This is a genomic window from Micromonospora sp. NBC_01796 (assembly GCF_035917455.1).
In the GTDB taxonomy this organism is placed as follows: Bacteria; Actinomycetota; Actinomycetes; order Mycobacteriales; family Micromonosporaceae; genus Micromonospora_G.
Window position 1 is genome coordinate 6,676,989 of the sequence record NZ_CP109078.1, and the last position, 18,259, is coordinate 6,695,247.

Genomic DNA, 18,259 nt, shown 5'->3' on the forward strand with positions numbered 1-18,259 from the left:
GATTCGCACTCTTTCTCGACAAGAGTGCGAATCCCGGAAGCGGAGGTGGTCAGGAGAGGAGGCGGGTGGCGTCCTCGGATCGGCCCTCGGTGTGGGCGGCGAGCGCCTGTGCGAAAAGGTCGGCGGGCAGGATCCTTACGCCGAGTTCCTCGGCCTTGGTTGCCTTGGACCCGGCACCCTCGCCGACCACCACCAGGTCGGTACGTTTGGAAACCGACCCCGACGACTTGCCGCCGAGCCGCTCGACCGCCTCGTTGCCCTCGTTGCGGGACAGACCGGGCACCGAGCCGGTGACGACCACCGTCATCGGGGAGCCGTCGGCCCGTTGCAGCGGCAGAACCGGCCCCGCCGACTCCGGGCCGGACGCGTCGGTGGACTCCACCGGTGCGACCCGGCCGGGACTGCCGGGCTCGGTCATGTTGACCCCCCGCGCGACGAGCTTGTCGATCACCGGGGCGAGGTCGGCCAGCTCGGCGGCGATGGTGACCGCCCGCTCCGGGCCGACGCCCTCGACCTCCTGGAGTTGCTCGACACCGGCCCGGCGCAACGCGTCCATCTCGCCGAAGTGCCGGGCCAGCCGCCGGGACATCGACCGGCCGGTCATCCGGACACCGAGGCCGGTCAGCACCCGCGACAGCGGTTGGGCCTTGGACCGTTCGAGGTTCGCCACGAGTTTCGTCGCCGAGGTCTCGCCCATCCGATCCAGCTTCGCCAGGGTCGGGACGTCGAGGTCGTAGAGGTCGGCCGGGTCGGTCACCAGACCGGCCGCCACCACCGCGTTGATGATCTTGTCGCCCACGCCCTCGATGTCCATCGAGTCACGGGCGGCGAAGTAGGCCAGGGACTCGGCCGCCCCGCAGGCCCGGCCCAGGGTGCACCGCCACCGCTTCTGCGACCGGTCGATCTCCCCGCCGCAGCGCGGGCAGTGCGTCGGCGGCTCGAACGGCACCGAGTCCGCCGGCCGCTCGTCGAGCTTGGCCCCGGTCACCTCCGGGATCACCTCACCGGCCCGGCGTACGAACACGGTGTCGCCCGCGCGCACGTTGCGCCGGACCAGATCCTCGAAGTTGTGCAACGTCGCCGAGGTGACCACCACCCCGCCGACCTGGACCGGCGCCAGCACCGCGACCGGGGTGATCAGACCGGTACGGCCGACCTGCACCTCGATCCGCAGCAGGGTGGTGGTCCGGGTGTCGGCCGGGAACTTGTAGGCGATCCCCCAGCGGGGCGCCCGGCTGGAGAACCCGGCCAGGTCACGATCGGCGGCGGCATCCGCCTTGATCACCGCGCCGTCGACCGCGAACCCGAGCTGCCCGCGCCGCTCGTTGAGCACCTCGACCGCGGCCAGCGCCTCCTCGATCGTGTCGCACACCGGCATTCCGGCCGGCGAACCGGCGGTGGTGGCGACGCCGAGGGCGCCCACGTACGCCATCTCGGTGGAGTGGCGCCGGTCCCCTTCCCCCACGTCACCCACCAGGCCGTACGCGTAGAAGGACAACGGCACCTCGTACGCCCGGTCCTGGGCCCGCAGGCTGCCGGCCGCGGCACTGCGCGGATTGGCGAACGCCGGCTCACCGTGCCCGGTGCGCAGCTCGTTGGCGCGCTCGAAGTCGGCGTCGGTCATGAAGACCTCACCGCGGATCTCCAGGGTGACCGGCTCGGCCAGCCGCTGCGGCAGACCCACCACCAGGCGCGCCTGGGTGGTGACGTCCTCACCGGCGCGCCCGTCACCCCGGGTGACCAGGAGGTTGAGCTGACCGTGCAGGTAGCGGGCCGAGACCGCGAGGCCGTCGATCTTCGGCTCGACCGTGAGACCGGAGGCCGGGCGGCCGAGCAGCTTCTCCAGCCTGGTGCCCCAGGTGCGCAACTCGTCGGCCCCGAAGACGTTGTCCAGACTCAGCATCGGCACGGTGTGCTCGACATCGCCGTTGATCCCGACCCCGGCGGCGACCAACCCGGTCGGTGTGTCGTCGATCCGCCACTGCGGCGTGGCTGCCTCGGTGGCGCTCACCCGGGCCATCAGGGCGTCGTAGCTGGCGTCGTCCATCGCCAGGTCGGTGCCGTTGTAGTAGGTCACCGCGGCGGCCCGGATCGCCTCGATCGCCGCGTGGTAGTCGGCCACCGTGTCGAAGGGCGCGGCGTGGCCGGCGTCGACGATCGGATCGACGGCATCGATCAGCTCGGCGGCATCGGTCGGTCCGACGGTGTCGATCGGTGCGACGGTGTCGGTCAGCGTGGCGGTGTCGATCGGCGTGGCGGTGTCGATCGGCTCGGCCATCTGGTCGCCACCGGAACTCTCCATCGACGTGGACCTCTTCCCCGTGTCGGTCGGTGCCGCGGCTCGGCACCGGCTCGCCCCACCCACGGACAACGCCCGACCTGGGCGTCCCGGTGGATGCTGGGCCAGCCTAAGGCCCGGGTACGACACGTACGAGCGCCCGCTGTCGGCCCAGCTCGGTCGGGTATGCCGGCCCGTACCGGCGCCGGCGGCCCGGTCCGGCGTACCGGTCGGGGGCTACCCGGTGCGTCGGGTGAACCGACGCGGCGCACGTACGTAGTAGGGGGAACCGTCCCGGAGCGGGTGACGGCAGCGGGGCTGCCGGACGGGGTCGGGGCGGGTCGGTGAGGAGAGGACCACGATGGGCGGTGGCGCCGGACGGCGGTGCGGACGGTCGGCGTCGGCCCGTACGGCGGGGGCGGTCGTCGGCCTGGTGCTGGTGGCACCGTTGGGGATTCCGGGACTGACCGGAAGCCCGAAGGCGTACGCGGCCACCGTCACCGCCGAGCCGATCCCACCGGTCGAGCCGACTCCGGCCGCCGGGTCGAGTCCATCGGTGGCGCCGGGCGGCCGGTATTACGTGGTCGGGCCGGGGACGGCTGGGCAGAAGGAGTACCTGTACGGGATCGCGGTGCAGACGCTCGGTGACGGCAACCGGTTCCGGGAGATCATCGAGCTGAACCGGGACCGGCCACAGCCGGACGGGGGCCGGCTGACCGATCCGCTCGACCTGCGGCCGGGGTGGATCCTGCTGTTGCCGCCGGACGCCAAGGGAGCCGGCGTGCAGGTGGGCACCCCTCCGGACGTACCGGCCCGGGCTCCGGCGAGCGCCGCCGAACCGGTCCGCGTACCGGCGCCGGAGGCGGCCAGCGACCGGACCCGTACGAGTTTCGCCGGTTACCTGCTCCGGCTCGGTGCGTTCGGGCTGATGGTGCTGCTTCTCGCGGTCGCGGTGGCCGTCATCCGGCAGCGGCGGCGTCCCCCGGTCACCGTGGCGAGCACCGCGACCACACCGCCGGCACCGAAAGCAGAAGCCGGAACGGGAGCGGCAACGGAAGCGGGTGGGGTTCGGGTGGGAGAGCCGGGGGAGTTGCGGGCGGAACTGGGGCAGGGGCCGGACCGGGTCGAGGTCCGGTTGATCGGTGCCGGCCGGGTGGGCGACTTCGGGGCGTACGCCTGGCTGCCCGACGGTGAACGGTTGCCGGGCGCCACCATGCCGGTGGTGCTGGGGCGGCAGGCGCAGCGATGGCTCTGGGTGGACCTGGCCCGGACGCCGGATCTGCTGACCATCACCGGGACACCGGAGGCATCCGGGCGGCAGGCGCTCGCCATCGTGGGGCAACTCCTCGATCGGGGGATCGGTGTCACCGTCGTCGGTCGGGTGCTCGGCGACGACGTACCGGCCGGCTGTCGACAGGTCGACACCTTCCCGGCGGCGCCGTACGACGCCGCCGGGCCGGGGATCGTGATCAGTGGCGGGTTGCGTGGGCCGGACCTGCTGGCGGCCCGGGGCATGCTGGCCGCCAGCGACGGGCTGTTGGTGCCCGTGCTGGTCGGGAAGGTGCTCCGGGCCCGCTGGTCACTGCTGGCCGTCGAACGCCCGACCGCCCCGCCGTCCGGTGGGCCCGGGACGGCACCGGCGTCAACCGATGCGGGGTCTGCGGGGTCCGAGGCGGCACCGCCGTCGACCTCGGGAATTGCCACCGTGGTGGCGGTCCCCGGCGAACGGGATTGAACCGGAGTGCCCGAACTGCCGTTGTGCGGGCGTGGGCGCCGGACGGCGCACGGTGCGCGCGGTCGCGCCCGAGGCGAAGGAGAGTGCCGGTGGCGGCGCAGCGGCGGTCTTCGGTCCGGCGGCGATGGTGGTCCCTCGTCCTCGGGATCGCGGTGGTCCTGACGCTGCCGGGGCAGGCCCTGGCGGCACCCGCCGCTCCGGGGGAGAGCTACCTGAAGTACTACGTGGTGACCTCCGCGTACCAGGGCGAGTTCGAGACCCTCGAGCGGATCTCGTTCCGGTTCCTCGGCACCACCGAACGGGCCGACGACATCTTCGACCTCAACGCCGGACGCCGGCAGGCCGACGGCGGTGTGCTCACCGAACCCGGCCCGCTCCCGCCGGGTTGGTTGCTCGTCCTGCCCTGGGACGCGACCGGGGAGGGGGTCCGGTACGGCCTGCTCTCCGCAGCCCAGCTCGGCGCCGGACCCGGTGCCGGGCCGGGAACCGGAGCGCCGCCGAACCCGTCGGCCGGTTTCCCGGTCACGGCACCACCGGTGGGCGGCACCCCGGTCGGCGCCCCGGTCGTGGGCGACGTGACCGGGGCCGGGCAGTGTCCGGTGACCACCGCCCCGACCGGCCCGGACCGTACCGACCGGCGGCCGGATCCGGGCCCGGCGTGGGCCCGTACGGAGGGCGAAGGGGTCATGGTCGCCGTGGTGGACTCCGGGGTGGACGGTGGCCGGGCGGGCCTGACCGGACGGGTGGCGGTCGGTGTCGACATCACCGCCGGCAGCGCACGCGGTGACGTGGACTGTCTCGGCTCGGGGACCGCGATGGCCGGGATCATCGCCGGACGTGCCACCGACTCGGCGGGCGGGAGCGGGATGGCCCCGGCGGCCACCGTGCTGCCGGTCCGGGTGGTCACCACGACACCACAGGCGCGATCGACCGACGTCGAGACCGGAATCCAGGTGGCGGTCTCGGCCGGAGCCGGTGTGATCGCGCTCGGCGGCCATGTCGCCCTCGACGATCCGGTGGTGGCGGCGGCGGTCGAGTCCGCCCTGAGCCACGACGTCGTGGTGGTCGCCGGAGCGGCGGTCGGTGACGGGTCCACGGCCGAGTCGCCGACCCGACCGGAGACGGCTCTCCTGCGGGTCGGCGGACTGGGTGCCGATGGACAACCGGCCACCGGCTACCGGCCGGGGGCGGTGCAGGTGGTCGCCCCCGACGTCGACCCGGTCACGGGTACGAGCGCCGGCAGCGGCACCCCGTACGCGGTCGCGTTCGTGGCCGGCACGGTGGCGCTGGTCCGGTCCGCCTTCCCGAACCTGAGCGCCGAGCAGGTCGCCCACCGGATCAGGACCACCGCCGAGGGGGTCGGGGCGAGCCTGCCCGATCCCGGCACCGGCTGGGGACTGGTCGATCCGGGCGCCGCCGTGACGGCCGTACTTGCGGAGGAAGGGCGACCGGCCGCGGCGGCACCCGACGACCGGGATCCGGGCCCGGTACGGGTGACCGTGGTGGTGGTACTGGTCCTGCTGCTGGCCGGTGCCGCCGTGGTGCTGACCCGGCGGGCCCGGCGTACCGCCACGACCACCGGAGACCCCACCGCCGGCGAGGATGTCGACGTTCCCTCCGGCGCCGCCGGATCCCAGCGGTAGGGCGAACAGACCCGAAGGAGCTGCCATGGCGGTGCGTGTCCGGAAGCGGGCGGTGGGGCGGCTGATCGGGTCGGCGACCTGCACGGTCCTGCTGGTCCTCGGCCTACCGGCAGGAGCCGGGTACGCCGCCGCCGACGGCGAGCCACCGACCCTGCCCACGGTGACCGACGAGTGCGTGGGGCCGTCCCCGGTCCCGTTCGCCGGGGTCCCGTGGCCGGTGGCCCGGCTCGCGCCGCAGGCGGTGTGGCCGTTGAGCCGGGGCGGGGGCGTGACGGTGGCGGTGGTCGACACCGGGGTCAGCGCCGCGGCGACGGGCCTGACCGGTGTGGTGCTACCCGGCCGGGACGTGGTGGCCGGCGGTCGGGCCGACCGGGACTGCCGGGGTCGGGGCACCGCGCTCGCCGGGATCGTCGCCGCCCGCCCGGTCACCGGGACCGGTGTGGTCGGGGTGGCGCCGGCGGTGTCCGTACTGCCCGTGCGGATCGTCGACGGCCAGGGCCGGTTGCAGCCGAGGTACCTGGCCGACGGCATCCGGGCGGCGGTGAGCCTGGGCGCCGACGTGATCCTGGTCGGCACCGGGGTCGAGGCTCCCGACGCCAACCTGCGGGCCGCGGTCGACGAGGCGGTCGCCCGCGACATCGTCCTGGTCGCGGCGATCAGCGACCAGCGCGGGGCGAGTCAGGCCGGTGCGCCGGTGGTCTGGTACCCGGCCGGATTCCCACAGGTCGTCGCGGTCGGCGGGATCGACGCCGACGGTAGGCCGACCGAGCCGGTCGTCGAGGAGTCCGGAGTGGACCTGGTCGCGCCGGGGGTGGCGGCGGTCAGCGTCGGACCGAGCGGCGCCGGACACTACCGGATCGGTGGCGCGGCGGTCGCGGCCGCGTACGTGGCGGGTGCGGCGGCACTGGTCCGGTCGTACCGCCCCGCGCTGGGCGCCGCCGAGATCCGCACCCGGCTGGAGCTGACCGCCGAGCACCCGCCCGGCGCGGCGCGTACCCCGGCACTCGGGGCCGGCGTGCTCGACCCGTACGCGGCGGTTTCCGTGGTCGATCCCGGTCAGGCGGCGCGTCCGGTCGAGGCCCGGCCGGCACCGGCGGTCCTCCCGGTCGTGCCCCCGGCGGACCCGGCGGTCGGCCGCGCCGGTCTGGTCGGCGCGGCCGTCGGTGTCGGTACGGTGCTCGCCCTGGCCGCCGGGGTCACGATCCGGGCCGGGCGTCGGCGTCGCTGGCGGGTACGCTGACCGCCTGCCCGGCCGGCGGCTCCACCCAGGCGGTCTGGATCAGCCGGCTGCCCCGCCGGGTGCACAGCAGTGCCCGCCCCGGCGGCAGGATGCGCGGCTTGGTGTTGCCGAGCAGCGGCCCCTCGGAAGCCGGGCAGGACAGCGCCACGTCCGGGCTGTTCGTCTCCTGCAACCGCCGGATCAGCGGATCCATCGACATCCGCATCACCCCGGCGGCACCTCGGGTCAGCACCAGGTGGAAACCGATGTCGGTGCCCTGGGGCAGGAACGGGATCAGCGGTTGCAGCGGGCTGTCGTGCCCGCTGAGCAGGTCGTAGTCGTCGACCAGGACGAACAGGCGCGGACCGGTCCACCAGTCGCGTCGGCGCAGCCGTTCGGGGGTGATGTCCGCGCCCGGCACCCGGCTGCGCAGCCCCTCGACGGCCTGCGCCACCGCCTCCTTCGTCGAGTCCGGCGAGACGGAGTAACCCAACCGGTACTCCTCCGGGATCGACTCGAAGAGCTGACGGCGGAAGTCGACCACCATGATCCGCGCCTCCTTCGGCGTGAACCGGCGGGTCACCGCCTCCGCGAGGTGGCGCAGCAGGGCGGTCTTGCCGCTCTCGGTGTCACCGAGCGCGGTCAGGTGCGGGACCTCCTCGAAGTTGTGCCAGACCGGCCGCATCCGCTCCTCGTCCAACCCCAACGCCACCCGCAGGTCGCCGTCGGGTGCCGGCAGGTCGGCGGCGGGCAGCACCGCCGGCAGCGTACGGACGGCCGGGGCGGCCGGGCCGTCCCAGAAGTCGCCCACCATGGCGGCCAACCCCCGGGCACCCTCGGCGACCGTGTTCGGGTCGGCCAGCCCGTCGATCCGCGGCAGCCCGCCGAGGAAGTGCGTCTTCTGCGCGGTCAGACCCCGGCCGGGAGTGTGCGGCACCGTCGCCGCCAGCCGCAGGTCGATCGCGGAGTCGACCGGGTCACCGAGGCGCAACTCCAGCCGGGTGCCGATCTGGTCGCGCATCCCGTGGTGCACCTCCGACCAGCGGGCGGTGGTCAGCAGCAGGTGTACGCCGAAGTTCAGGCCCCGGGCGACGACCTGACGGATCGCGGCCTCACCCGCCTCGAACTCCTGCCGCAGGGTGAACCAGCCGTCGACCACCAGGAACACGTCGCCGTACGGGTCGTCGGTGATCGTGCCGTCGGCGCGACGCTGCCGGTAGGTCGCCATGCTGTCCACGCCGAGGGTGCTGAACCGCCGTTCCCGGTCGGCGATCAGGGCGGCGATCTCGGCCAGGGTCCGGCTCACCCGGTCGGTGTCCAGCCGGCTGGCGACACTCCCGACGTGCGGCAGGTCCGCGATGGACGCCAGCGCACCGCCACCGAAGTCCAGGCAGTAGAACTGGACCTCGCGCGGGCTGTGGGTCAACGCCAGACCGCCGATGACCGTACGCAGCAGGGTGCTCTTGCCGCTCTGCGAACCACCGGCCACACCCAGGTGCCCACCGACCCCGGACAGGTCGACCGTCATCAGCTCCCGTACCTGCTCGAACGGCTTGTCGACAAAACCGACCGGCACCACGAGGCGGCCGTTGCCGGGCCAGTCCGGTGCCCGCAGACCGTACTCCGGGTCCGGGGCGAGCGCGGGCAGCAGCTGGTCCAGGGTGGGCGGGGCGCCCAGCGGGGGCAGCCACACCTGGTGGGCCGGCGGCCCCTGGTCGGCGAGTTGGTCCACCACCACCGCCAGCACGCTCGCCGAGTTCGCCTCCGGCTCGGCCCCCTCCGGTACGTCCGGCGCCGCCGCGCTCTCCTCCGGCACCCGGTACGGCACATGGTCCAGCAGGTACGGCACCACCTGCTGCTGCACCACCTCCTGGCGTACCCGGGCGGTCTTGGGCCGGTACGCCCCGGAGACGTACGCGGCCTTGAACCGGATCAGGGTCGACACGTGCGTACGCAGGTAGCCGTTGCCCGGCTGGGCGGGCAGTTCGTGCGCGTCCGGCACCCCGATCACCGACCGGGACTCCATCGCGGAGAACGTACGCAGGCCGATCCGGTACGACAGGTGCGATTCGAGCTGGGCGATCCGCCCGTCGTCGAGGCGCTGGCTGGCCAGCAGCAGGTGCACCGCGAGCGACCGGCCCAGCCGTCCGATCATCACGAACAGGTCGATGAACTCGCGGTGCGCGGCGAGCAGTTCGCTGAACTCGTCGACCACGACGAAGAGGGTGGGCAGGGGGTCGAGCCCCGCGCCCTGGGACCGCGCCCGTTCGTAGTCCAGGGCGGAGCTGAACCCGCCCGCCTGCCGGAGCAGTTCCTGGCGCCGTACCAACTCGCCGTGCAGGGCGTCGCGCATCCGGCTGACCAGGGCGGCCTCGTCGGCCAGGTTCGTGATCACGGCGGAGGTGTGCGGCAGCCGGTCCAGCCCGAGGAAGGTCGCCCCACCCTTGAAGTCGACCAGGATCAGGTTCAGCGTCTCCGAGGAGTGCGTCGCGGCCAGGGCCAGCACCAGCGTACGGAGCAGCTCGCTCTTGCCGGACCCGGTGGCGCCGATCAGCATCCCGTGCGGGCCCATCCCGCCGAGCGCCGACTCCTTGATGTCCAGCTCCACCGGTACCCCGTCGGAGTCGATCCCGATCGGCACCCGGAGCCGGTCGGCCGGTGCCCGGGTCGCCCACATCCGGGACACGTCGAGCCGGCTCAGGTCGCCGATGTCGAGCAGGGTGGCGAGGTCGAAGTCGGAGGTCAGCGCCTCGGCCGCCGGTTCGGTGGCGATGCTGAGCCGGTACGGCGCCAGGATCCGGGCCACCGCGCGGGCCTTGGCGACGCTCAGCCCGTCGGCCTTCGCCAGCGGGGAGCGCGCCTCCCGCCCCACCGCGTCGTGCCGGACCATCTCCACCTGCCCGTCGGCCACGTCCAGCCAGAGCAGCTCGCGCGGGGTGGCCGGCGGCGCGGTGCCGAGTTCGACCAGCAGCGCGTTGCGGTAACCGCCGGAGGCCATCCGGGCACCGGTCGGGATCCGCCCGCCGTCGCAGATCACCAGCACGTACGGTTCGTCCCGGCTCGGCGTCGCGCCCTGCTCGTACCGGGGGCGGGCGGAGAAGGCGTCGCCGAGCAGGCGTTCGACCTCCTCGATGTTCTCCGCGACCAACCGGGCCGAGCCGGCGGCGTCCTGGTCGACCGGGTGCTGCACGTGGGGCAGCCACTTGGCCCACTCCCAGGCGCCGGCCCCGTCGCCACCGAGACAGAGGGCGATCATCACCTCCTCCGGGGCGTGGAAGGTGACGAGCTGGGCGACCAGGGCCCGGAGCACCGAGCGGCGTTCGTCGTCGGCGCCGGTGATCCGGATCTGGGCGAAGCCGCGCAGGAAGAGGGCGACCGGCTGGTCCTCGATCGTGCTGTACGCCTTGATGAACCGGCGCAACGACTTGGCCGACAGCGGCTCCAGGTCCTCGATCGGCTTGGTCTGCATCGGGGCGATCCGGGTCGCCAGGCGCTGCCGGCCGGTGCCGACCCGCAGCTCCAGGAAGTCCGGGTGGGTGCCGCGCCGCTCCCAGCGCCGGGTGGTCATCGCCACCGACCAGAGCGTGCCCGGCTCGGGATGCCGCCAGGCGCTCGCGTCCCGCTGCTGCCCCACGTACCGCCGCACCCGCCGCCGGTTCTGGGCCAGGTAGCGCAGGTAGTCGCGCCGGTCGCCGCCGAGCCGCCGCTTGCGGTCGCCGCCGCTCATCGCCATCTGGCCGATCATCATGCCGCCCATGGCGACGACCAGCAGTCCGGCCATCATCCAGGTCATCGGCCCGCCCCGGGACGGGCCGACGAACATCAGCATCATCACCCCGGACATCAGCATCATCGGCAGGAACGTCATCGCGCCGCGCAACCCGCCCGCCTGGATCTCGGGCAGCTCGGGCGGCTCCTGGAGGCTGATCTCGCCGGAGGGCATCTCCGGCCCGTTGCGTCGGGCCGGACGCCGGAACACGACCGTGGTCACCGCTGGATCACCTGTCCGTGGGGTCGGGCCCCGCGCGTGGGGCCGGCGCGCCCTACAACGTCCCGACACCGGTGTCGGGTCAACCGGTCGGGGAAAAACCTCGGCCGTCGGTCAACCGGTCGGGAAAAAACCTTGATCGGTGGTGAACCGACGCGCGGGCGGTCCGTAGTGAGGGCGTGACCATCGTCGCCAGTGGAGAGATGTGTCGGTTGGTCGTGTGTGGACCGGACCGGCAGGTCGAGGTTGCCGTACCGGCCCAGGTGCTGGTCGCCGACCTACTGCCGGCGCTGCTGCACCACCTCGGCGAGAACCTGGCGGACACCGGCCTGCTGCACGGCGGCTGGGTGTTGCAGCGGCTCGGGGCGCCGCCGTTCGACGAGGACGGCACGGTCGCCTCGCTCGGCCTGCGCGACGGCGAGGTGGTCCACCTCCGGCCCCGGTCGGAGCAGATCCCCCCGGTCGACTTCGACGACCTGATCGACGGGATCGCCACCGGGGTGCAGTCCCGCGCCGGCCGGTGGCGTCCGGAGATGATCCGCTGGGCCGCGCTCGGCCTGCTCGCAGTCCTGTTCGGGGTCGGGTGGGCGGTGCTGGCGCTGACCGGTCCGCCGACCCCTCGGGCACTGACCGCCGGTGGTCTCGCGCTGGCCTGCCTGGTGACCGCGTTCGCGGTCACCAGGGCCGGCGGGGACCGGGTGTTCGGCCTGGTCTGTGCGTTCGCCGCGATCGGGTACGCCGGGCTCGCCGGCTGCCTGGTGCCGGACCTCGACCACACCGGGATCGGCGTACGGCTGGCCGGGCCGGAGCTGTTCGCCGGCTCGGTGGCGGCGCTCGCGGCGGCCAGCATCGGACTGGCCCTCGTCGGGTGGGCCGGTCCGCTCTTCGCCGGGATCCTCACCACCGGGCTGTTCGCCGCCGGTGGGGCCGCGCTGGCCGCGTTCGTACCGCTGGCCGCCGACCGGGCCGCGGCGGTGGTCGCGGTCGCCGCGACCGTCGCCGGCACCGCCGCCCCGATGCTCGCGTTCCGCCTCGCCGGTCTCCGGCTGGCACCGCTGCCGACCGAGCCGGAACACCTCCAGGAGGAGATCGATCCGGAACCGAGCGAACCGCTGCTCGCCCGGACCGCTGCCGCCGACCGCTACATGACCGGGCTGTACGCCGGCCTGGCCTTCGTGGTCGGGATCGCCCTGGTCCTGGTGGGTGCGGCGGGCGGCTGGGCGTCGATCACGTTGGTGCTGCTCGTCACCCTGGTCCGGGTGCTGGCCGCCCGGCCGATGAACAGCGGATGGCACCGGTTGGCGATGGCCGCCCCGGCGGTCGCCGGACTGGTCGCGGTCACCCTGGAGGCGGCGGTCACCGCGCAACCCTGGCCCCGGCTGCTGGTGCCGGTCGCGCTGGTGCCGCTCGGCACCGTACTGCTGATGGTGGTGGCCCGGATCATGCCGGGGCGCCGGATGATGCCGTACTGGGGTCGGATCGGTGACCTGAGCCAGACCGTGGCCACGGTGGCGATGTTCCCCGTCCTGCTGGCCGTGCTCGACGTGTACCGCTACGCCCGGTCGTTGGGGGGCTGAGCCGGATGCAGTCGCGTCGGGACCAGGTGCAGGCCCAGTCGTACGTGTTGGGGCGGTTGACCTCCGCGTTGGTGGCGGCGGAGCCGGAGGCGGCGGAGAACCCGCACCGCCGGCTCCTGATCGGCACCGTCGCCGGTACGTTGATCGCCGCACTGGTGGTCGCCGGCTTCGCCGTGTACGGCTTCCTGCGGCCGGGCGGCGCGACCAGTTGGCGCAAGCCGGGCACGGTGGTGGTCGAGAAGGAGACCGGCAGCCGGTACGTCCTCGTCGACGGTCGGCTGCGCCCGGTGCTCAACTACAGCTCCGCCCTGCTCCTGTTCGGCAAGAAGCCGGCGATGACCACGGTCTCCGCGACCTCGCTCCGGTCGGTCCCGAGGGGACAGTCGGTCGGCATCGTCGGCGCGCCCGACACACTGCCCGCACCGACCGCTCTTGCCGGCACGACCTGGACCGTCTGCGCGGTGGCCGGACGTGATGCCGCCGGCACCCTGGCCACGGCCACCACCCTGACGGTCGACCGGACCCCGTCCGGCCCGGTGCTCGGCCCGGACCAGGGCGTGGTCGCCCAGGCGCCCGGCGGGGAGACCTTCCTGGTGTGGCGGGGCCGCCGGTACGCGCTGACCCAGACCTGGCTGAGCCGGGTCTTCGGCTACGACGGGTCACCGGCCCCGGTCGAGCCGGGCTGGCTGGACCAGCTCCCGGTCGGTTCGGACATCGGGCCGGTGGTGGTGCCCGGCCGGGGCGAGCCGGGACCGGTCGTCGACGGCACGCAGACCCAGATCGGTCAGCTCTTCGTGGCCCGGATCGCCGGCACCGCCGAGCGGCACTACCTGCTCCAACGGGACGGGTTGAGCCAGCTCACCCCGACCGGGGTCGCGGTGGTGTCGAGCGACCCCGAAACCGCACGGGCGTACGGGTCGCGTCCGGTCGTACCGACCGAGCTGACCGCCGCGGCGCTGGCCGGACTGCCGGCGTCGAAGGAGCCGGTGCTCCCCGGTGACCTGCCGGAAACGCCACCGGCGGTGGCACCCGCCGGACCGGGCCGGGTCTGGTGCGTACGCCACGGCGATCCGAGCGGCGTGGTCCGGCTGACCGCCGAGTCACCGCTGCCCCCCGGCGCGGTCGCGGCCGGCGACGGAGCGGGGGTGACCCGTACCGCCGGGACCGCCACCGCGGTGGCGTTCGCGGCCGGCGTCGGCGGCCTGGTCCGGCTGGGCCGGCCCGGTCAGGCGCCCGGCACGACCTACTTCGTGGTGACCGACGCGGGGATCAAGTATCCGCTCGCCGATCCCTCGGTGGCCCAGGCCCTGGGTTACCCCACCTCGCTCGCGGCGACGGTGTCGCCGGCGCTGCTGGAGCTGCTGCCGACCGGGCCGCTGCTCGACCCCCAGCGGGCGCGGGGGTGACCGACACGGCCAACCGGTCCGGCAGCACCGAGTCCAGCAACAGCCAACCGAACGGTACGAGAGGACGTGTGTGATGACCCAGCCGAACGAGGTAGACGAGGAAAGCATCCGGCAGCTGCTGGCGGCGTTCGAGGTCGCGATGGCCGACTGCAACGCGGCCGACCGGAGCGTCGACGCGGTCTCCGGCTCGACGCCGTGGCACGGCGAGGCGGCCGTCCGCTACATGCAGGAGCTGCAGAACTGGCGCGGCGGCCTGGCCCAGGTACGCAACGGCCTGGAGCAGCTGCGTGCCTCGATGACCCAGCACCTGCAGGTCTCCAGCAACGCGGAAATGGAATCGGCGTCGCACGCCAAGTGGTACCAGCCCTGATCCGTCCCGCCGGCGCCCCCGCCGGCATCCCTGTCGACGACGAGCATTTGTGACGAGCAGCGAGGAGTGACGCATGGCGACCTACGGCCTCAACCCGGACGGCCTGCTGGCCAGCGGTGAGGAACTGCGCGGGGTGACCCGGTCGATCGAGCAGGCGCTGGCCGACCTCGACCAGGTGGTCAACAGGTTCATCACGGCGAACGTGGGTAACACCGCGAGTTCGTACCAGACGGCGCAGAACACCTGGCACCTGGGCATGGGCCAGATGAACGCCGCCCTCAACTCGGGTGCCTCCGCGATCGACCAGATCCGGGACACGTACCAGGTCGCGGACACCCAGGGCGCGGCCCTGTTCGACGGCTCGATCTAAGCCCTCAACGGCCGGGTGGACACGAGCGGGCCGTCCGCCCGGCCGGATGTCGACGTTGAACTTCCCCCAGGAGGTGGATCATGGCGATCAGTGTTGACGAGGCGTTCCTGCGCCGGGTAGCGGCGGAGAACACACTGCTCGGGGGCGAGGCTCCCGGCGCGGCGAACGGGCCGATCGACGCGTTGGTCATCAAGCCCGGACACCAGAACTTCGTGGTGGGACAGGCACTCTCCACCGCGATCAAGCAGCAGGGCGGTGTGGTCAAGCAGCGGCTCAACCAGCTCGGTCTGCTCTTCACCACCCGTGGTCAGCAACTGCGCGGATTCGTCGACACGACCGACGACGTCGAGTCGCTCAACGACATGACGGTCGCCGAGTTCCGCGCCCGGATCCCCAACTTCTAGCCCGTACGAACCCGCCGGCACCGGGCCGGTCGAACCGGCCGACGTGGCCGGGCCGGCCGTCCCGGCACCGGTGACCTCCGAGAGGATGACCCATGACCCAGCCATCACCGGGAATGAACTGGGTGCCGGCGCTGAAGGACATCCTGGGCGCGGACGACGACGTCGACCCGACCCGGATCACCAGCCCCGCATGGGTCCAACTGGACACCTCGTACTGGATCTCGGCGGACATCCGGTACAACACCGAGGGGTCCCATCAGCGGCCCTGGGACCACTGGATGCCCGGCGACCCGGCCCACGCCGGGTGGAACCGGATCACCCTCTACCGCAAGCGCAACACCGACACGCTCGAGAACTTCCAGCTCATCCGTGGCTGGATCTCGTTCTACGAGGGTGGGGAGACCGGCCCGGCCCGGCAGGCCCAGATGTTCGTCGCGATGAGCGACGAGACGACCTCGGGGATCATGAGCAACGCGTTCCTGGACCCGCAGAGTCTCTACGACGCCGCGCACCTGTTCTACGAGGTGACGAACTGGCTGATGAACACGGGCCAGCCGAAGGTGCAGGCGTTGGTCGGGGAGATCGACCAGGAGGCGAACGGGTTCGAGGGCTCGGCCGCGGACGCGTTCATGTTCGCCATGGAAGACATCAACCGGACGATGCTCTACCTCAAGGAGAACATCACCGAGCCGGACGACTGGATCGAGTTCATCAACGGCAGCGGTGACGCGGTCGGCACCTTCAAGACCGCGATGGTCGACGCCTGGGCAGCCTTCAAGGAGTACCGGTTCTACGACCCCAACTGGCTGATCGGGCAGCTCGTGAAGTCGATGGAGCAGCAGGTCGACGCGTACGACGCCTCGGTCAAGTTCCCCGGGTTCTTCACCGGCGGCGACACCACCGGCGGGTACGACGAGGTGTGGAACTTCGCCTTCCCCGACCAGGGCATGCCCGGACCGTACGACCTGATGCAGCCGGCCGCGTGGGAGCAGCTCAACACGGACACCAAAACCCAGTGGATCAACGAGCTGAACACGTTGAACGCGGCGTCGCTGGCCGCGACCAAGGCGTTGATGGACAACTTCGCCACCACCACCGACAAGCTGCAACGGGTGATCCCGGACCTGTACCGGGGCACCTTCTACGTGCCGCCGCCGGATCCGACGCAGATCCCGCCACCGGGCGGTGGTGACGGGAACTTCGGCATCAACACCGGCGGCAACAACGGCGGCGGTGGGGGCGGCGGCGAGGGCGGTATCGACACCTCGGGTCTCGGCAGTGGCGGCGGTGGGGGAGGCGGCGAGGGCGGTATCGACACCTCCGGTCTCCGCAGTGGCGGCAACACCGGTGGCGGCGGCTCGGAGTTCGACCCGTCGTCGGTCGGCGGCAACCAGTTCGCGTCCGGGTCCAACTCCGGCGGCAGCTCGGGTGGGATCGACACCTCCGGCCTCGGCGCCGGTCCCGGCGGAATCGACCCGTCGGGTGTCGGCGGGGGGACCTCGATCGGTGGGATCAGCGGCGGCTCGAACTCCGGTGGCCTGAACCCCGGTGGCGGTGGAACGTCGATCGGTGGGATCGGCGGCGGCTCGTCCGGCGGTACGGGCGCCGGTGCCGGCGGCGGCGGGATCACCATTCCCGGTCTGGGCAGCGGCGGCTCGTTCACCGGTGGCGGCAGCAGCGGTTCGGTCGGCGGTGGCGCCGGACAGAAACCGCCCGGCTCGGGCCTGGGCCTGGGTTCCGGTTCCAACTCCGGCTCCGGCTCGGGTGGCTCCGGCTCCGGTTCCGGCTCCGGTTCCGGGTCCGGCTCCGAGGAGGGCGCCGATGGCGGACTCGGCAGCGGCGGCTGGTCGGGCATCCCCGGCCTCGACGATCCGAGCCTCGGCGGCGGCTCGTACCCCGGCAGCCAGTTCCCCTCCCAGATCGACCCGGGCAATCTCGGCTCCGGCAACTTCCCCTCGGCGGGCTCGGTGGTCGGACCGCTCGGCACCCCACCTCCCGGATACGCCGGCGCCGGAGCGCTCAACGGTCTCGCGACGAGCGGCGGCGGACTACCCGGCGGAGGTGGCTTCAACGCCGGTGGTTACGGCCTGGAGAACCTCCCCGGTGCGATCCTCCCGCCCGCTGCCGGTGCGAACGGTGCCAACGGCGCGATGGGCGGCATGGGCGGGATGCCGTTCATGCCACCGATGGGCGGCATGGGTGGCATGGGCAGTCCCGGCAACGGTGACAACAAGGAACGCGAGCGGACCACCTGGCTGGCCGAGGAGGAGGAGGTCTGGGGCACCGACCCGGACTGTGCACCGGCCGTCGTCGGGCGTGACGACGGCTCCGAGTACGACCAGTCCGAGACCCAGACCCGGCAACCGGCCCCGACCCGCGGCCCCCGGTCGCCGTACGGGCCCTCGCGGGGCACCACCCGCGGACGTTCCTGAGCGAGAGGAGTACCGCAACCATGTCCAGCCCGTTGCACAACCAGATCGAGCAGGCGTACGCCGAACTCGAACGCAGCCAGGCCGCGCTCGCCGGGGTGCAGGAGGAACTCGCGGGCGCCCAGACCACGGTCACGTCCAAGAACCGGGCGATCACCGTCACCGTGGACAGCCGTGGCGACCTGGTCGACATCAAGTTCCTCACCCGGTCGTACCGGACGATGCCGTCGGCCGAACTGGCCACCCTGCTGATCGAGACGATCGCCGAGGCGCGGACGAAGGCGCAGGCGGCGGTGGCGGCGACGTTCCAGTCCGTACTGCCGACCGGCATGTCCGCACTGGACATGATCAACGGCACGGTCGACTTCGAGGAGATGATGCGGGAGGCGATCCGGATCGCGAACGAGCCGTTCCCCGGTGACGAGCCGACCGAGCAGCCGAAGCCGGGAGGCGGCAGGTGACCGAGCCGATCATCTCCGCCGACACCGCCCGGCTGCGGGCCGAGGCGTTCGCCAGCTACCTGGAGCACATGAAGGGGGTGGTGGACGAGTTCGACGCGGAGCGGGCCGCGAACGCCCCGGTGGTGCTCAGCGTCCGGGGCGAGGTGGACGAGGCGATCGTCAAGGACCTCGACCGGGACCTGCCCGAGACGCTCTACGTCCTCACCGGGCTACGGGACCTGTCCCTGGGTGACGGTTCGCGGGTGGAGGAGCTGCGGGTGCTGCTGGAGTCGTACGAGGCGGGCAACGTCGACACCGCCGGTAGCTGGGGCGGCGACGGACCGAACCTGTCGCTCTGACGGGTGGGTGACGGACGGACCCGGCACAACGGACGGAGGTG

Annotated in this window: 13 protein-coding genes; 11 read left to right on the top strand and 2 right to left on the bottom strand. The window is 72.9% G+C overall.

The features are described from left to right. Positions 1-49 precede the first annotated feature (49 nt). A complete protein-coding gene (gene ligA / locus OIE47_RS29975; protein WP_326557875.1) occupies positions 50-2,302 on the bottom strand; it encodes an NAD-dependent DNA ligase LigA in 2,253 nt (750 codons plus the stop codon). 337 nt (positions 2,303-2,639) lie between these two features. Between ligA and OIE47_RS29980 the strand changes: the two genes are divergently transcribed. From OIE47_RS29980 to OIE47_RS29990, 3 genes are all read left to right on the top strand, one after another. Beyond that, positions 2,640-4,013, top strand: a complete 1,374-nt coding sequence (locus OIE47_RS29980) for a LysM peptidoglycan-binding domain-containing protein (RefSeq protein WP_326557876.1) — start codon at positions 2,640-2,642, stop codon at positions 4,011-4,013. A gap of 89 nt (positions 4,014-4,102) precedes the next feature. Continuing rightward, positions 4,103-5,656 carry a S8 family serine peptidase gene (locus OIE47_RS29985; RefSeq protein WP_326557877.1) on the top strand — a complete coding sequence of 518 codons (1,554 nt, stop codon included), beginning with the start codon at positions 4,103-4,105 and terminating at the stop codon, positions 5,654-5,656. Positions 5,657-5,681: 25 nt separating this feature from the next. After that, on the top strand, positions 5,682-6,896 hold the full coding sequence (locus tag OIE47_RS29990) for a S8 family serine peptidase (protein ID WP_326557878.1): 1,215 nt from the start codon (positions 5,682-5,684) through the stop codon (positions 6,894-6,896). On the opposite strand, the gene eccCa is transcribed toward OIE47_RS29990, so the two are convergent. Then, positions 6,853-10,818 (bottom strand): type VII secretion protein EccCa, encoded by a 3,966-nt coding sequence (eccCa, locus tag OIE47_RS29995; protein ID WP_326563281.1) that lies wholly within the window; start codon positions 10,816-10,818, stop codon positions 6,853-6,855. The genes OIE47_RS29990 and eccCa overlap by 44 nt on opposite strands. Positions 10,819-11,042: 224 nt before the next feature. On the opposite strand from eccCa, the gene eccD reads away from it, so the two are divergent. The 8 genes from eccD to OIE47_RS30035 all read left to right on the top strand — a co-directional run bounded on the left by eccD (position 11,043) and on the right by OIE47_RS30035 (position 18,218). Further along, on the top strand, positions 11,043-12,440 hold the full coding sequence (gene eccD, locus OIE47_RS30000; RefSeq protein ID WP_326557879.1) for a type VII secretion integral membrane protein EccD: 1,398 nt from the start codon (positions 11,043-11,045) through the stop codon (positions 12,438-12,440). A gap of 5 nt (positions 12,441-12,445) precedes the next feature. Then, positions 12,446-13,846, top strand: coding sequence for a type VII secretion protein EccB (gene eccB / locus OIE47_RS30005; RefSeq protein ID WP_326557880.1), 1,401 nt, complete (start codon positions 12,446-12,448; stop codon positions 13,844-13,846). A gap of 73 nt (positions 13,847-13,919) precedes the next feature. Continuing rightward, entirely contained in the window at positions 13,920-14,216 is a 297-nt protein-coding gene (locus OIE47_RS30010; RefSeq protein WP_326557881.1) for a hypothetical protein, read from the top strand. A 73-nt stretch (positions 14,217-14,289) separates the two neighbouring features. Next, on the top strand, positions 14,290-14,586 hold the full coding sequence (locus tag OIE47_RS30015) for a WXG100 family type VII secretion target (RefSeq protein WP_326557882.1): 297 nt from the start codon (positions 14,290-14,292) through the stop codon (positions 14,584-14,586). Between the two features lie 80 nt (positions 14,587-14,666). Further along, positions 14,667-14,990: a hypothetical protein gene (locus OIE47_RS30020; RefSeq protein WP_326557883.1), complete on the top strand. Its 324-nt coding sequence runs from the start codon at positions 14,667-14,669 to the stop codon at positions 14,988-14,990. 92 nt (positions 14,991-15,082) lie between these two features. Further along, the gene (locus OIE47_RS30025) at positions 15,083-17,422 is read left to right on the top strand and encodes a hypothetical protein (protein WP_326557884.1); all 2,340 of its coding nucleotides are present in this window, start codon (positions 15,083-15,085) and stop codon (positions 17,420-17,422) included. Between the two features lie 20 nt (positions 17,423-17,442). After that, positions 17,443-17,880: a YbaB/EbfC family nucleoid-associated protein gene (locus OIE47_RS30030; RefSeq protein ID WP_326557885.1), complete on the top strand. Its 438-nt coding sequence runs from the start codon at positions 17,443-17,445 to the stop codon at positions 17,878-17,880. Beyond that, a complete protein-coding gene (locus tag OIE47_RS30035; protein WP_326557886.1) occupies positions 17,877-18,218 on the top strand; it encodes a hypothetical protein in 342 nt (113 codons plus the stop codon). Before OIE47_RS30030 ends, OIE47_RS30035 begins: the two co-directional genes overlap by 4 nt. Positions 18,219-18,259: the final 41 nt, after the last annotated feature.

What these genes read in the sequence shown, in the direction of transcription:
- ligA (WP_326557875.1), bottom strand. Translation starts at nt 2,302, where the DNA reads ATGGAGAGTTCCGGTGGCGACCAGATGGCCGAGCCGATCGACACCGCC.
- OIE47_RS29980 (WP_326557876.1), top strand. Translation starts at nt 2,640, where the DNA reads ATGGGCGGTGGCGCCGGACGGCGGTGCGGACGGTCGGCGTCGGCCCGT.
- OIE47_RS29990 (WP_326557878.1), top strand. Translation starts at nt 5,682, where the DNA reads ATGGCGGTGCGTGTCCGGAAGCGGGCGGTGGGGCGGCTGATCGGGTCG.
- eccCa (WP_326563281.1), bottom strand. Translation starts at nt 10,818, where the DNA reads ATGCCCTCCGGCGAGATCAGCCTCCAGGAGCCGCCCGAGCTGCCCGAG.
- eccB (WP_326557880.1), top strand. Translation starts at nt 12,446, where the DNA reads ATGCAGTCGCGTCGGGACCAGGTGCAGGCCCAGTCGTACGTGTTGGGG.
- OIE47_RS30010 (WP_326557881.1), top strand. Translation starts at nt 13,920, where the DNA reads ATGACCCAGCCGAACGAGGTAGACGAGGAAAGCATCCGGCAGCTGCTG.
- OIE47_RS30015 (WP_326557882.1), top strand. Translation starts at nt 14,290, where the DNA reads ATGGCGACCTACGGCCTCAACCCGGACGGCCTGCTGGCCAGCGGTGAG.
- OIE47_RS30020 (WP_326557883.1), top strand. Translation starts at nt 14,667, where the DNA reads ATGGCGATCAGTGTTGACGAGGCGTTCCTGCGCCGGGTAGCGGCGGAG.
- OIE47_RS30025 (WP_326557884.1), top strand. Translation starts at nt 15,083, where the DNA reads ATGACCCAGCCATCACCGGGAATGAACTGGGTGCCGGCGCTGAAGGAC.
- OIE47_RS30030 (WP_326557885.1), top strand. Translation starts at nt 17,443, where the DNA reads ATGTCCAGCCCGTTGCACAACCAGATCGAGCAGGCGTACGCCGAACTC.